The 14,543-nt window shown below is 67.7% G+C and carries 15 protein-coding genes and 1 riboswitch; of the genes, 9 read left to right on the plus strand and 6 right to left on the minus strand.

Going from position 1 to position 14,543, the window contains the following annotated elements:
* Positions 1-88 precede the first annotated feature (88 nt).
* From purS to QNO00_RS09205, 4 genes are all read left to right on the plus strand, one after another.
* Complete coding sequence (gene purS, locus QNO00_RS09190; protein ID WP_229966649.1) at positions 89-343, plus strand: phosphoribosylformylglycinamidine synthase subunit PurS; 255 nt, start codon at positions 89-91, stop codon at positions 341-343.
* Positions 343-1,119 carry a phosphoribosylformylglycinamidine synthase subunit PurQ gene (gene purQ, locus QNO00_RS09195; protein ID WP_442860525.1) on the plus strand — a complete coding sequence of 259 codons (777 nt, stop codon included), beginning with the start codon at positions 343-345 and terminating at the stop codon, positions 1,117-1,119. Before purS ends, purQ begins: the two co-directional genes overlap by 1 nt.
* Positions 1,120-3,426, plus strand: coding sequence for a phosphoribosylformylglycinamidine synthase subunit PurL (purL, locus tag QNO00_RS09200; RefSeq protein WP_229966648.1), 2,307 nt, complete (start codon positions 1,120-1,122; stop codon positions 3,424-3,426).
* 174 nt (positions 3,427-3,600) lie between these two features.
* Positions 3,601-4,152 carry a GNAT family N-acetyltransferase gene (locus QNO00_RS09205; RefSeq protein ID WP_284024346.1) on the plus strand — a complete coding sequence of 184 codons (552 nt, stop codon included), beginning with the start codon at positions 3,601-3,603 and terminating at the stop codon, positions 4,150-4,152.
* On the opposite strand, the gene QNO00_RS09210 is transcribed toward QNO00_RS09205, so the two are convergent.
* A complete protein-coding gene (locus QNO00_RS09210; RefSeq protein ID WP_284024347.1) occupies positions 4,128-4,697 on the minus strand; it encodes a DUF1990 domain-containing protein in 570 nt (189 codons plus the stop codon). The genes QNO00_RS09205 and QNO00_RS09210 overlap by 25 nt on opposite strands.
* Positions 4,694-5,080, minus strand: a complete 387-nt coding sequence (locus QNO00_RS09215; protein WP_229966645.1) for an MmcQ/YjbR family DNA-binding protein — start codon at positions 5,078-5,080, stop codon at positions 4,694-4,696. The genes QNO00_RS09210 and QNO00_RS09215 overlap by 4 nt, the downstream gene beginning before the upstream one ends.
* Before the next feature lie 135 nt (positions 5,081-5,215).
* Between QNO00_RS09215 and QNO00_RS09220 the strand changes: the two genes are divergently transcribed.
* On the plus strand, positions 5,216-6,043 hold the full coding sequence (locus tag QNO00_RS09220) for a DUF1206 domain-containing protein (protein WP_229966644.1): 828 nt from the start codon (positions 5,216-5,218) through the stop codon (positions 6,041-6,043).
* A gap of 16 nt (positions 6,044-6,059) precedes the next feature.
* Here QNO00_RS09220 and QNO00_RS09225 read toward each other — a convergent pair whose 3' ends face one another.
* The 3 genes from QNO00_RS09225 to QNO00_RS09235 all read right to left on the minus strand — a co-directional run bounded on the left by QNO00_RS09225 (position 6,060) and on the right by QNO00_RS09235 (position 8,652).
* Positions 6,060-6,491 carry a CoA-binding protein gene (locus tag QNO00_RS09225; protein WP_284024348.1) on the minus strand — a complete coding sequence of 144 codons (432 nt, stop codon included), beginning with the start codon at positions 6,489-6,491 and terminating at the stop codon, positions 6,060-6,062.
* Positions 6,492-6,545: 54 nt separating this feature from the next.
* Positions 6,546-7,163, minus strand: a complete 618-nt coding sequence (locus QNO00_RS09230) for an alpha/beta fold hydrolase (RefSeq protein WP_284024349.1) — start codon at positions 7,161-7,163, stop codon at positions 6,546-6,548.
* Positions 7,164-7,284: 121 nt separating this feature from the next.
* Positions 7,285-8,652: an LLM class flavin-dependent oxidoreductase gene (locus tag QNO00_RS09235; RefSeq protein ID WP_284024584.1), complete on the minus strand. Its 1,368-nt coding sequence runs from the start codon at positions 8,650-8,652 to the stop codon at positions 7,285-7,287.
* Positions 8,653-8,777: 125 nt separating this feature from the next.
* Positions 8,778-8,893, minus strand: a riboswitch (SAM riboswitch).
* A gap of 367 nt (positions 8,894-9,260) precedes the next feature.
* Here QNO00_RS09235 and QNO00_RS09240 point away from each other — a divergent pair.
* The 4 genes from QNO00_RS09240 to acs all read left to right on the plus strand — a co-directional run bounded on the left by QNO00_RS09240 (position 9,261) and on the right by acs (position 14,246).
* The gene (locus QNO00_RS09240) at positions 9,261-10,091 is read left to right on the plus strand and encodes an ABC transporter ATP-binding protein (RefSeq protein ID WP_284024350.1); all 831 of its coding nucleotides are present in this window, start codon (positions 9,261-9,263) and stop codon (positions 10,089-10,091) included.
* Between the two features lie 128 nt (positions 10,092-10,219).
* Positions 10,220-11,320, plus strand: coding sequence for an aliphatic sulfonate ABC transporter substrate-binding protein (locus QNO00_RS09245; protein WP_284024351.1), 1,101 nt, complete (start codon positions 10,220-10,222; stop codon positions 11,318-11,320).
* A complete protein-coding gene (locus tag QNO00_RS09250; RefSeq protein WP_284024352.1) occupies positions 11,320-12,207 on the plus strand; it encodes an ABC transporter permease in 888 nt (295 codons plus the stop codon). Before QNO00_RS09245 ends, QNO00_RS09250 begins: the two co-directional genes overlap by 1 nt.
* Positions 12,198-14,246, plus strand: a complete 2,049-nt coding sequence (gene acs / locus QNO00_RS09255) for an acetate--CoA ligase (RefSeq protein WP_284024353.1) — start codon at positions 12,198-12,200, stop codon at positions 14,244-14,246. The genes QNO00_RS09250 and acs overlap by 10 nt, the downstream gene beginning before the upstream one ends.
* Here the strand turns inward: acs and QNO00_RS09260 are convergent.
* Positions 14,240-14,500, minus strand: a complete 261-nt coding sequence (locus QNO00_RS09260) for a hypothetical protein (RefSeq protein ID WP_284024354.1) — start codon at positions 14,498-14,500, stop codon at positions 14,240-14,242. The genes acs and QNO00_RS09260 overlap by 7 nt on opposite strands.
* Positions 14,501-14,543 lie beyond the last annotated feature (43 nt).

A 14,543-nucleotide genomic window follows, 5' to 3' on the forward strand; every position in this document is an offset into this window, starting at 1 on the left:
AGACTGAGGGAGCAAGCTCGCGGAGCGCTGAATCAGCGTGAGACGGCAGGGTCCGCGGCCACCCATTTCTCTTACAGGAGTTGCCCGGATGCCCCGGATCGTTGTTGACGTCATGCCAAAACCTGAAATCCTTGATCCGCAGGGCAAGGCCATCGCCGGCGCCCTCCCCCGGCTCGGCCTGACCGGCTTCACCGGCGTCCGGCAGGGCAAGCGCTTTGAGCTGACCGTTGACGGAGAAGTCACTCCGGAACTCCTCGAGCAGGCCCGCACCGCTGCTGCCACGCTGCTGTCCAACCCCGTCATTGAGGACGTCACCCGCGTTGAAGTAATCCCGGAGGCCTGATTTTGAGTACGCCCCTGATCGGCGATTTCGCCGTAACGCCCGCCAACGACGCGTTGCGGGCCGTCCGGATCGGCATCATCACCTTTCCCGGCACCCTTGACGACCGCGACGCCGCCCGTGCGGTCACCCTCGCCGGCGGCACCGCCGTCGGCCTCTGGCACAACGAAGCCAACCTGCAGTCCGTGGACGCCGTCATCATTCCCGGCGGATTCTCCTACGGCGACTACCTGCGCGCGGGCGCCATTGCCCGGTTTGCCCCGCTGATGGACAAGGTGGTGGATGCCTCGAAGGGCGGCATGCCCGTGCTCGGCATCTGCAACGGCTTCCAGATCCTGACCGAGGCGCACCTTCTGCCCGGTTCAATGATCAAGAACAACCACCTCAAGTTCTCCTGCGCTGACCAGCTGCTGCGGGTGGAGAACAATGCGACGGCGTGGACCGGTGCCTACGCGAAGGATGCCGGCATGGTCATTCCGCTGAAGAACCAGGACGGCCAGTACGTGGCCGACGAAAAGACCCTGGACGAGCTCGAGGGCGAAGGCCGCGTGGTGTTCCGCTACGACGGCGGCAACCCCAACGGCTCGCGCCGGAACATTGCCGGCATTACCAATGCCGCCGGCAACGTCGTCGGGCTCATGCCGCACCCCGAACACGCCGTCGAGGCCGGTTTCGGCCCGGATTCCTCCGCCTACGGCGAGGTCGGGCTGGGCTACGGCACCGACGGCCTGGGCATCTTCACCTCAGTACTCACCTCGCTCGTTGCCGGAGGCAAATAAATGACCGTTTCCGCAGCCTCCACCGAGGCGAAGAAATTCCGCATCGACACCGTCGAGCACGCCGCCGCCACCCCCGACACGCAGCTTCCGTGGGCCGAACTGGGCCTGAAGGAAGACGAATTTAACCGCGTCGTCGAGATTCTGGGCCGCCGCCCCACCGCGGCGGAACTGGCGATGTACTCGGTCATGTGGTCCGAGCACTGCTCCTACAAGTCCTCCAAGGTGCACCTGTCGCAGTTCAGCGAGAAGATCACCGAGAAGATGAAGCAGCACCTGCTGGTCGGCATCGGCGAGAATGCCGGCGTGGTGGACATCGGCGAAGGCTGGGCGGTGACCTTCAAGGTCGAATCCCACAACCACCCCTCCTTCGTGGAGCCCTACCAGGGCGCCGCGACCGGCGTCGGCGGCATTGTCCGCGACATCATCTCGATGGGCGCCCGCCCGGTGGCCGTCATGGATCCGCTGCGCTTCGGCGCGATCGACCATCCGGACACCGCGCGCCTGGTGCACGGCATCGTCTCCGGCATCGGCGGTTACGGCAACTCGCTGGGCCTGCCCAACATCGGCGGCGAGCTGGTCTTTGACTCCGTTTACCAGGGCAACCCGCTGGTAAACGCCCTGGCCGTGGGCGTGATGCGCCACGAGGACATCCGCCTGGCCAACGCCTCGGGCACCGGCAACAAAGTGGTCCTCTTCGGTGCGCGCACCGGCGGGGACGGCATCGGCGGCGCCTCCGTGCTGGCCTCGGAGTCCTTCGATGCGGACAAGCCCTCCAAGCGCCCCGCCGTCCAGGTGGGCGATCCGTTTGCCGAAAAGGTGCTCATCGAGTGCTGCCTGGAACTGTTCAAGTCCGCAGTGGTGGAGGGCATCCAGGACCTGGGCGCGGCCGGCATTTCCTGCGCGACGTCGGAGCTCGCCTCCAACGGCGACGGCGGCATGCACGTGGAACTGACCAATGTGCTGCTGCGCGATCCCACCCTGACCCCGGGCGAGATCCTGATGTCCGAGTCGCAGGAACGCATGATGGCCGTGGTGACGCCGGAGAACGTCGAGGCGTTCGAGGCGATCATGGCCAAGTGGAATGTGGAATACTCCTGGCTGGGCGAAGTCACCGGCTCCGGCCGGCTGATCATCGACTGGGCCGGCGAGACCATCGTCGACGTTGACCCCAAGACCGTGGCGCACGAAGGGCCGGTCTACCACCGCCCGTTCCACCGCCCGGAGTGGCAGGACAAGCTGCAGGCGGATTCCTTCGCCGGCACCCGCCCGTTCGGCGCCGACGCGATCAAGAAGTCCATCCTGGAACTGATGGCTTCACCGAACATGTGCGACAAGTCCTGGGTGACCAACCAGTTTGACCGCTACGTGCAGGGCAACACCGCGCTGGCCATGCCCGACGACGCCGGCGTCATCCGCGTGGATGAAACCACCGGCCTCGGCGTGGCCATTTCCACCGACGCCAACGGCCGCTACGCCTACCTGGACCCGTACGAGGGCGCCCGGCTGGCCCTGGCCGAGTCCTACCGCAACGTCGCCACCTCCGGCGCCACCCCCCTGGCCGTCTCCGACTGCCTGAACTTCGGCTCCCCCGAGGATCCCGAGGTCATGTGGCAGTTCGCCGAGGCCGTCCGCGGCCTGGCCGACGGCTGCCGCGAACTGGGCATCCCGGTCACCGGCGGCAACGTTTCGCTGTACAACCAGACCGGCGGCGTCGCCATCCATCCGACCCCCGTGGTGGGCGTGCTGGGCGTGTTCGACGACGTCGCCCGCCGCACGCCGTCGGGCTGGCGTGAAGACGGCCAGGCGATTTACCTGATGGGTGCCACGAAGGACGAGCTGGACGGCTCGGAATTCGCCAACCTGCACGGCCACCTCGGCGGCCGGCCGCCGGCAGTGGACCTGCTGCGGGAGAAGCTGCTCGGCGAACTGCTGGTCAATGCCTCCCGCGACGGCATGATCGACGCCGCGCATGACCTGTCCGAGGGCGGCCTGGCCGCTGCCCTGTCCGAGATGGCGCTGCGCTTCGGCGTCGGCGCGCGGATCGGGCTGGATGAAGCCTGCGAGCGCGACGGCGTGGACCTGTTCACGATGCTGTTCTCCGAGACCCAGTCCCGGGCCTTAGTGTCGGTGGCGCGCAGCGAGGAGGTCCGGTTCAAGGACATGTGCTCGGCCCGCGGTTATGCCCACATGCGAATCGGCGTGGTGGACACCGAGATCGGGGCACTGGATTTCCAGGGCCACTTCTCGCTCCCCCTCTCCGAGCTGAAGGAAGCCCACGAGGGAACCCTGCCGAAGTACTTCGGCTAACTCTCCCGCTTCCCCCTCCCCTCCCCCGCGATATGGCAGAAGGTGCGCTTCCCAGCTCTGGGAAGGGCACCTTCTGCCATCTCGCGTGGCTGGAGGACCTGGGCGCCACGGGGCACGAAAAGATGTTGCTCACGAAATAGGAACAAATCGCAACCAGGCGTGGACAATTACTCAGTGACCATCACCCCTGACCACACAGCACCGACTGCCGAACCGCCCGCCCCAGCCACCGGGTTCCGCACCGAACGGCTGCAACTGGACCCGCTCTCCCCCGCTGAGCTCGACGCCTTGATCATCCAGTCCCGGCTGTCGGACTGGGCGCCGGACTTTCCGCAACCCACAGACCACGACGCCGCCCAGCAGTTCTTTGAAGCGGGCCTGAACATTTCCGGTGCGCTGACCACCCGGCTCATCCGCGAGCAGGCGACGGCGCAGGTGGTTGGGACCATCGGTTTCCTGCTCCTGCCCGAAGAGGGGGACGCGGAGGTGAGCTACAGCGTTGTACCGTCCCGGCGGGGGCAGGGCTACGCCACCGAAGCGCTCATCGCCATGGCCCGCAGGGCGTTGGAACAGGAAAACGTGTCGAGGGTGGTTGCCTACACCGAGGTGGAGAACGAATCCTCGCAGTCTCTTTTGCTCTCCGCCGGATTCCTACCGGTGGAAACTCCGGGCCTGGGCCTTGGCTTCGCCCTCAGCGCAGCTCAGCTGCCGGAGCTGAGCTTGTAGGCTGCCGCGAGATAGCGCCGGGTAAAGAACCGCTGCACACCGCGGTTGGCGAAGTCGCCGGCGGCCAGAACCCGGTTGGCCGGCCGGCTGTACGCCGCCACCCGGAAGATCAGTTTTCCTTCCCCGTCCAGTTCGGCGTAAAACCCCTCTTCGCCCTGTTCCGGGTGCCCCTTGAGGGTGCCGTAACCGAAACCGGCGCGCTGCCCCGGGATGGGGGCGCCGTCGTCGTCGATTTCTGGTTCCTCGGACCACAGCACGCGGCAGGGAGCGTAGTAGCGCAGCGGACCCACCCCCACTCCGGAGGACATTTCCACCCCCGGAGCGGCGCGGGGCGTGGCTGCCGCCACCCGCAGCCCGGCCCGGCGGTGCAGATCCCAGTCCAGGATGCCATTGGCCAACCGCAGGAATCCGGCCGCCGGATCCGGAACGTCGAGCCTTTCCCGGCGCAGCTCCAGCCGGTATCCGTCCGGCCAGCGCTGGGTGAGCGGCTGGGGATACGGCCGCCGGGTATGGCCGGCGTCAGGGTAGCTCAGGTCCCGGTTCATCCGCCGGCCAGCCCTTTCCACTTCAGTGATTCGCGGTCCCGGGCCGGCAGGGACTCGACCACCAGGTCGTAGGAGTCCTCCACGAGGTCCCGCACCAGATCATCATCCAGCCCCTCATCGAGACGGACAGAGTTCCAGTGCTTCTTGTTCATGTGCCATGCGCCGTTGATTTGGGGATGGGCGGCCCGGAGTTGCAGCGCCAGCTCGGGTTCGCACTTGAGGCTGATCGTCAGCGGTACCCCGGACAGGTCGCAGAGCGCAAACATCCGGGCCTTGCCGCCCGTCGCCTGAACCTTGAACACGGACGCTTCCGGGCCGAACGGAAAGTCCTCGTAGGCCCCCGGAAACTGCAGGCATACCCGTTTCACTTGTGCGGCGTCCATCACCCGAGCCTAGTCCGCCGCCGCGGCGATGCACCACTAGTGAGAAGGCGCCGCGCCACTAGTGAGAAAATGAAGACATCGCAGGTATCCGGCGGCCCGCCACAAGCGGTGCGCTCCCGACTTTTGGAGGATTATTTGGCTCGTACAGGACACCGTGACAGGTTTGCCGCGGCTACGGAAAATGCTGCGGATTCGAAGGGATTTGAACGTGCCGCCCGCGTCGGCTACGCCGCCAGCGGCCTGATGCACCTCCTCATCGGAGTGATTGCCCTGCAGATTGCGTCCGGCGGCAGCGGCAGTGCCGATTCCTCCGGCGCGGTGGGTGCACTGGCCGGGCAGCCGGGCGGGCTGGCCCTGCTCTGGGTCTGTTTCCTGGGCTGCCTCACGCTGGCCGTCTTCCAGTTCTCACGGATCTGGATGGACAGCCGGGGCCTGAGCGGACGGGAGCTGTGGCAGATGCGGGCTTCCGCCGCCGCGCTGGCCGCCGCCTACGGCGCCACCGGCATCACGTTCGGCACGTTTGCCCTCGGTGCCGGCAAGGACAGCAGCCAGAGTTCGGCCGGCTGGAGCGCTAGCCTGATGGCCCAGCCCGCCGGCGCGGTCCTGCTGGGGATCGTGGGGCTGGTGATCGTCGGCGTGGGCGGCTACTTCATTTTCAAGGGCGCCAGCCGACGCTTCCGCAGGGATCTGCAGGCCGTTCCATCGGGCACGTGGGAGCACGCCGTCACCATCACCGGTGTCCTCGGGTTCATCGCCAAGGGCTTGTCACTGGTCATCCTGGGAGGCTTCGTGATCGTTGCGGCCGTGGCCGCCGATCCGCAGCGCTCCACCGGGCTCGACGGCGCCCTCCACGCCCTGAGTGCGCAGCCGTACGGCGGGTTGGCGCTGGGCGTGGTGGGCGCAGGCCTCATCTGCTACGGCCTGTACACCGGGATCCTGCAGGCGTGGTTCGCGAAACTCTGAGTCCCCGACCCTATGCCTACAGCCCGTAATACGGAGCCTCGATGACGGGGCAGGTGTTCATGACGACATCCAGCCCTGCGGCGGCGGCGCGCGCGGCAGCCGCCTCGTCGATGACGCCCAGCTGCAGCCACACCGCTTTGGCGCCAACGGCTATCGCCTGGTCCACGATGTCGCCCACACGCGTCGAATTTACGAAGCAGTCGACGACGTCGATCTGGCCCGGAATATCACTGAGCCGGCGATAGCCCTTGTTGCCGTGGACATCGTCGCCCTTGAGGCTGACCGGAATGATCTCCATGCCCAGGTGGTCCTGGAGGTACTTCGACACCCCCACCGCCGTGCGCCTTGGGTTATTCGAGAGCCCGACGACGGCCCAGCGCCCCTTCTCCCGCAGGAGCCGCCCGATTACTGCGGGGTCGTTGACGTGTGCGCCGCTGACAAGTTCCATGTGCCGTCCTTTGCTGGAGCCCGAAGATCGGGCTCCAGCTTACGCCCGCCGGTGTCAGCTCAGGAAAGATTCGATGGTGTCGGCCAGCTCCGCGTCCGGGACGCTCGCCGCTGTTCCCTCCAGCAGCTGAAATTCCCCCTCGTCCAGGGCCTCCGCGGCGCGGCGGGCGAGGTCCCGGGACTCATCTGCACTGCTGCTGCCGGCCAGGATGAGAACCGGAACTTCAACACCGGCCAGTCCCTCCAGCTCGGTCTGGAGCACCAGGAGTTCATCGTCGCCGTCGTCGATCGCCGGGCTGGGCTCCAGCGCCACCACGCGGGTGATCACCGCCGACTCCTCGGCGGCCCGCAGCGCCAGGAAAGCTCCGGAGGCAAACCCGTAGAGGGCGGCAGATCCGCCGGCCACCTGCACCACTGCCAGCAGGTCATCGACGTCGGACTCTGCCGTGTATTCCTCCCCCATGCCGCTTTCTCCCATGCCGCGCCGGTCATAGGTGTAGACCGTGTGGTTTTCCGAGAGCAGGTCGGCAAGGACCCGGGTGCTGGAGCTGCTGCGGTCGGCCAGAAGGGGATCGACAATCACGAGCGGCGGGCCGCTGCCTTGGCGGGACCAGGCAATGCGGGTTCCGTCTGCGGATAGGGCTATTCCGGAGGCATTGGCTGAGGATTCCATGGCAGGCTCCTGCTGGCTGGGAAAGTTGCGCCCGTAAGGGTGGACGTTCCTTTCAAACGTAGGAGCGGACCGGGCGGCCGGTCAATGCCCGGTCCGGCAGAACAGGACGCCGGCCCGAAGGTCAGCGCACGGCGGGCTGCAGCCGGAACGATGCACCGCGGTGCTCCGCCGGGAGCTTGTCGCCGGCGTCGAAGAGCTTGTTGCGCAGGGTACCCGGCGCATATTCGGTCCGGTAGGCGCCGCGCTTCTGCAGTTCGGGCACCACAAACTCCACGATGTCTTCAAACGTGCCGGGGGTGATGGCATAGGCCAGGTTAAAGCCGTCGACGTCGGTTTCCTCCGCCCAGCGGATCATTTCTTCGGCGATCTCCGCGCCCGAGCCGACCATCCGCGGTCCCAGTCCGCCGATGCCGGCGGAGTCGGCGATGTCGCGCACCGTCCAGGGTTCGCCGTCGTCCTTCGGTTTCTGGAAATTCGACGCGGCGGACTGGATGGCATTGGATTTCACGTTGCCCAGCGGCTCGTCCAAGTTGTAGGTGGACAGGTCCACTCCCATCCAGCCGGACATCAGGGCCAGCGCGCCTTCGTGGCTGGCGTACTGCTGGTAATCCTCGTGCTTCGCGGCGGCCTCCTGCGCGGTGGCGGCGGTAATCACCGTCATCAGCGTGTAGATCCGGATCGAGTGCCGGTCCCGGCCGGCGGCTTCGGCGGCGTCGCGGATCTTCGTGACGGTGGCCTTGAGCTTCTCCTTGGTGGGCGCCCCCACAAACACGGCCTCCGCGTTGCCTGCGGCGAAGGCGATGCCGCGCGGGGAGGCGCCGGCCTGGTAGATCACCGGGGTGCGCTGCGGCGAGGGCTCGCTGATGTGGATGCCCGGAACCTTGAAGTACTTCCCCTCGTGGTTGATGTCGTGGACCTTGGCCGGGTCGGTGAAGACGCCGGTTTCCTTGTCGCGGACGACGGCGTCGTCCTCCCAGGAGCCCTCGAGCAGTTTGTAGATGACCTCGAGGTATTCGTCGGCGTGGTTGTAGCGCTCGTCGTGCTCCAGCTGGTCTTCCGCGCCCAGATTCCGCGCGGCGGAGGGCAGATAGCCGGTAACGACATTCCAGCCGACCCGCCCGTTGGTGAGGTGGTCCAGGGTCGAAAGCCGGCGGGCAAACGGATAGGGATGTTCATAGGCGGTGCCGGCGGTGACGCCGAATCCGAGGTGTTCGGTGACCAGGGCCATCGCGGAGACCAGCAGCAGCGGGTCGTTCACCGGAACCTGGGTGCCCTGGCGCAGGGTGGCTTCGTTGGAGCCGCCGTAGACGTCGTATGTGCCCAGCACATCGGCGAGGAAGATGCCGTCGAACAGGCCTTTTTCGCAGGTTTTGGCGAGGTTGGCCCAGTAGCGGAGGTCGGTGTAATTGGCTGACTGGTCCTGCGGATGGCGCCACAGCCCCGGGGACTGGTGGCCCACGCAGTTCATGTCGAAGGCATTGAACCGGATCTGCCGCGGGGTGCCCTGTGCGGTGGGCTGGGTGTCCTGCTCGGTGGAGGGGGTGCTCTGTGTGGTCGGCTGGATGTTCTGCTCGGTCACGGGGGAACCTTTCGGAACGGGACGCCCCTGAGGGAACGCCGTACTTGCCGTTCGCGGACGCGCAACGGCCGGATCCTCATCTGGGGCACCCCGCTACGGAGAAGAGGGTTGCCGCCCAACCAGCCAGAGCTTCGCGTTGGGACTCATGATCCTTCGGCTCCAGTATTGGCACAGCGATGCGGCTCAACGGAAGTCAATGACCCTGTGTGAACCGCGGGCACGGAGCCGGCCCCGCGGCGGACCTGGGCCTCCAGGCCGGCGCGCGCGGCGGTTTTCCGGCTGGCACAGCGGCGTCGAAATATTACGCCGGGGACTTGCCCGTTGTCCGAATGAAGCGTTTAGTGGCTCTTGACCATCCCGAGCGGCTGAGAGACCTGGATCAGTGAAGCCGCAGCAACCCTGGTTGCCGTACCTCCTCCTTGAGGAACGGCAATAGCGAGGACAACACCGCAGGAGGCCGTAACCGGCCCAAGGCGTTTTCCGTAGGGTGCTACTGCCAGGACCGATGGAGAGTTCACATGACCGCCTTGGCTTCACAGTCCCCTGCCGCCGCGCCGCCCGCTGCACCGCTTCAGGCCGCCGGCTCCGCTCTTCCCGTCACGTTTTCCTCGCTGGGCCGCACCTTCGGCGCCGGCCCCGAAGCACACCGGGTGCTGCGGAACATCAACTTCGAGGTGCGCCCGGGCGAGGTCCTGGCCATCCTCGGGTCCAGCGGCTGCGGAAAATCCACGCTGCTGCGTGCCGCAGCCGGCCTGGACGCCGCCAGCACCGGAGAAGTCCTGATCAACGGCACCCCCGTGCACGGGATCGACGACCGCTGCGCCGTCGCATTCCAGGAGCCGCGGCTGCTGCCCTGGCAGACGCTCCAGGCCAACATCGCGATGGGCCTGCCCAAAAGCATGAGCGCCAAGCACGGCAAGGCGAAGGTGGCCGAGCTGCTGGAGCTGGTGGAGCTGGGCCCGTTCGCCAAGCACCGCCCGCGGGCGGTCTCCGGCGGCATGGCCCAGCGCGCCTCCCTGGCCCGTGCCCTGGCCCGGACCCCCGGGGTGCTGCTGCTCGATGAGCCCTTCGGCGCCCTGGACGCGCTGACCCGGCTGAAGATGCAGGACCTGCTCCTCTCGGTGCACACGGCCACCCCCACCACCGTGCTGCTGGTCACCCACGACGTGGATGAAGCCCTCCAGCTGGCGGACCGGATCATTGTGCTGGGCAAGGAACAGGAGAAATCCGGCGCCACGATCACCCAGGTCATCACCGTGCCCGGCAACCGGCCGCGGGACCGGGCCTCGGCGGAGCTGGCGCGAATGCGCGGCGAGCTCCTGGCCAGCCTCGGCGTCGACCGCCACTAGCCTCCCGGCACCCGCCCCTCCCCAGCAGCTCCTTCTCACCTGCGTCCGTTCCCTTCGTCCGGACGCTCCCCCAGCAGTTCAGTGCCGTTTTCCGCCCGGCTCGCCGTCCTCCAGCAGAAAGAACTCCCATGAACAGCCGTTCCGTCGTTCCTTCCCCCGCCCCTTCCGCCAACTCTTCTCCGGCCCGCCGCCGACCGGCCCTGTCCCGCGGGCCGGTCAAGGCCCTGGCCGCGGCCGCAGCCGCAGCCTCGCTGCTGCTGACCGGCTGCGTTGCCGGTGAAGATACCGAGCCCGCCGCCAACGCGGAAGCGGCCGACGGCGGAACCCTCACCCTTGATTTCGCCACCTACAACCCGCTCAGCCTGATCATCAAGGAGAAGGGCTGGCTCGAATCCTCGCTGGAAGAGGACGGTGTCACCGTGGAGTGGGTGCAGTCCGCCGGGTCCAACAAGGCCAACGAGAACCTGCGCTCCGGAGCCATCGACATCGGATCCACGGCGGGCTCCGCCGCGCTGCTCAACCGGGCCAACGGCTCGCCGATCAAGGCCATCGACGTCTTCTCCCAGCCGGAATGGTCGGCACTGGTGGTCGGCGCCGACTCGGACGTCACCTCGGTGGCGGACCTCAAGGGCAAGTCGGTGGCCGCCACCAAGGGCACCGACCCCTACTTCTTCCTGGTCCAGGCCCTCGAGGAGGCCGGACTCAGCCTCTCCGACGTCACCGTGGAACAGCTGCAGCACGCCGACGGGCGCACCGCCCTGGAAAACGGATCGGTGGACGCCTGGGCCGGACTGGATCCGATCATGGCCGGCGCCGAGCAGAACGGCGCCCAGCTGATCTACCGCAACCTGGACTTCAACACCTACGGGATCCTGGCTGCCAACGAGGCCTTCCTTGCGGAGGACCCGGAACAGGCGCAGGCAGTGGTCAACGCCTACGAGAAGGCCCGCGCCTGGGCCGCCGAAAACCCGGAGGAAACCGCGCGGATCCTCGCCGACGTCGCCGGACTGGACCTGGCGGTGGCGCAGACGGTGGTGCTGGACCGCAGCAACCTCGACGTCGACCCGGCGCCGGGCGAGGCCCAGCGCAGCGTGCTCGAAAAGATCGGGCCCACCCTCGTGGAAACCGGTGACGTGGCCGGCCAGGACGCCGTCGACACGGCACTGGACAGCCTGCTCGATGATTCCTACGTGCAGAACGCTGACCCGGACGCGGTCAAGGAGTCCTGATGACAGGCATCGACAACCCCTACCTCACCGGAAACAGCGCCGTCCCAACCTCCCGGGCCGGGAGAGCCGCCGCCGGAGCCACTGCGGCGCCTCCGGCCGGACCGGAACACAACCCGGCGCCGTCCGGACCGCTCTCCCGCCGCTGGATCCGGCTCGCCCTGGGTCTGGTGGTGCCGGCAGCACTGCTCGCGGCCTGGCAGCTCAGCACCGCAGCCGGCATCTTCACCGCCGTCCAGCTGCCGTCGCCCGCCGCCGTCTACACCGCGGCGATCGACCTCATCGACCGCGGCCAGCTGGGTCTGCACGTCGCCATCTCCACGCAGCGGGTACTCATCGGCTTCGCCATCGGCGCACTGCTGGGGCTGGTGCTGGGCGCCCTGCTCGGCCTGTCCCGGCTGGCAGAAATCCTGCTGAGTCCGGTGATCGGCGCGCTGCGTGCCGTGCCGTCGCTGGCCTGGGTGCCGCTGCTGATCCTGTGGCTGAAGATCGGTGAGGATTCCAAGATCACGCTGATCGCCATCGGCGCGTTCTTCCCCGTGTTCACCACCGTGTCCCTGGCCCTGCGCCACGTGGACCGGAACCTGGTGGAAGCCGCCCGCGCCTTCGGGCTCAACGGCCTGAAGCTGCTGACCACCGTGCAGCTGCCCGCCGTCGTTCCCTCCGTGTTTTCCGGGCTGCGCCTGGCACTGGCGCAGGCCTGGCTCTTCCTGGTCGCCGCTGAACTGATCGCCTCCTCCATGGGGCTGGGCTTCCTGCTGATCGATTCGCAGAACAACGGGCGCACTGACCGGCTGCTGCTGGCCATTGTCCTGCTGGCTGTCATCGGCAAGATTACCGATGCCCTGCTGGGCCTCGCCGAAAAGTCGGCGGTGAAAAAATGGGCCTGACCTCAGCGCTCGACGCAACTACCGCCCCGGCGGGCACCCCGGCCGCCGTCACCCCTGCAACCGTGACCGAGCCCGCCACCGAGGCCGAGCGGATCGCGTTCTGGGAAGCAGCTGCCCGCAGGCTCCAGTGGGAACAGCCCTGGCACACCGCGCACACCTTCATCCCCCCGCAGCGGCTGAGCGGGCCGGACACCCCGGAGGCCGACGCCGACTACAGCGTCCCCGCGATCGAATGGTTCGCCGGCGGAACCCTGAATGTCGCCGTGAACTGCGTGGACCGGCATGTGGCCGCCGGCCTGGGCGGCAGAGTCGCCCTGCACTTCGAGGGCGAGCCCGGCGACCGCCGCACCGTCACCTACGCGGACCTGCAGCGGGAGGTTTCCCGCGCCGCCAACGCCCTGCACGCCCTGGGCATCGGCCGGGGCGACCGCGTGGTCGTCTACCTGCCGGTTCTGGTGGAGACCATCGTCATCACGCTGGCCTGCGCCCGCGTCGGCGCCGTCCATTCGCTGGTCTTCGGCGGCTTCTCCGCCGAGGCACTGAAGTTCCGGGTCGAGGACACCGGCGCGAAGCTGCTGGTCACCACCGACGGCCAGTTCCGCCGCGGAACCGCCGTGCCGGTGAAGGACAACGCCGACGCGGCGGTTGCCGGGGCCAACGCCGTGGAGCATGTGCTGGTGGTCCGCCGCACCGGATCGGACATCAGCTGGACCGAGGGCCGCGACGTGTGGTGGCACGAGACCGTGGACACCGCCGCAGACACCCACACGCCGGAAGCCTTCGACGCCGAGACGCCGCTGTTCATCATGTACACCTCCGGAACCACCGGAAAGCCCAAGGGCCTGGTGCACACCATGGGCGGCTACCTGACCCAGGCGTCGTGGAGCTACGACTACCTCTTCGCCAATCCGGATCCGGCGGAACGGGACACCGACGTGCATTGGTGCACCGCCGACCTGGCCTGGGTCACCGCCCACACCTACGAGATCTACGGCCCGCTCGCCAACGGCGCCACCCAGGTTATTTTCGAGGGCACTCCCAACACCCCGCATCCGGGACGGCACCTGGAGATCATCGACCGCTACCGGGTGACCAGCTATTACACCGCACCCACCCTGGTCCGGTCCCTGATGGGCTGGTTCCCCGACGGCGTTCCGGAGCGTTATGACCTCTCCTCCATCCGGTTGCTGGGAACCGTGGGGGAAGCCGTGAACCCCGAGGCCTGGCGCTGGCTGCGCGAGCAGCTTGGCCGCGGGGAGGTGCCGGTGATCGACACCTGGTGGCAGTCCGAAACCGGCGCCACCATCCTCTCCCCGCGCCCCACTGACACCGCGTTCAAGCCCGGCTGCGCCTCCCGCGCCCTGCCCGGCGTGAGCACTCGAATCGTGGATGAGGCCGGGAATCCGGTGCCCCCGAACACCCCGGGCTTCATTGTGGTGGACCGGACCGGCCCGGCGATGGCCCGCACCGTGTGGGGAAACCCGCAGCGCTACCTCGCCTCCTACTGGCGGCAGTATGCGCGGCAGGGCTGGTTCCTGGCCGGCGACGGCGCCCGGTACGACGACGACGGCGACACCTGGATCCTCGGCCGCACCGACGACGTGCTCAACGTGTCAGGGCACCGCCTGTCCACGATCGAAATCGAATCCGCCCTGGTGTCCCATCCCTGGGTCACCGAGGCCGGAGTGTGCCCGGTGGCCGATCCAAAAACCGGACACGCGATCACCGCCTTTGTGGTCCTGTCCGCCGCCGCCGCTGCCCTGCCCGAATCCGGCCCCGCGGATCCGGTGTTCATGCAGCGGGTCACCGCCGAGCTCCGGGCCCACATCGCGCGGGAAATCGGGCCCATCGCCAAGCCGGCCGCCGTCGTCGTCGTCCCAGATGTGCCCAAGACCCGCTCGGGGAAAATCATGCGCCGGCTGCTGACCCAGTTGTTTGAGGGCACGCGGCTGGGCGATACCACCAGCCTGCAGAACGAACCGTGCATCGCTGACATCGCCCGCGTCTGCGAAGCCCGGCGACACGGAGCCGGTCAGTGAACCCGGGTCAGCGTCACGCGGTCCATCACCACCGCGCCGCCCATGGCCCGGTGAATGCGCAGAAACTCCGTGGGCGAGACCTCCAGATACGTGGTGTCCGTCTTGGCCGGCAGCAGGTCGGCGTGCAGCCCGTCCATCAGCTCCAGGAAGAGCCGGTTGGCTTCCCCCTGGGGCAGGGGCTCCGTGGCAGTGATCCTGTGCGTGGCGGCCCCCAGCTTGTAGCCGGCTTCAATGACAACGACGTACTCGTCCATGGGAATCATTTCCTTCGTCGTTCCGTCCGGCGTCCTCCGCCGC

This window comes from Arthrobacter sp. zg-Y1219 (assembly GCF_030125545.1).
Lineage (GTDB): Bacteria > Actinomycetota > Actinomycetes > Actinomycetales > Micrococcaceae > Arthrobacter_B.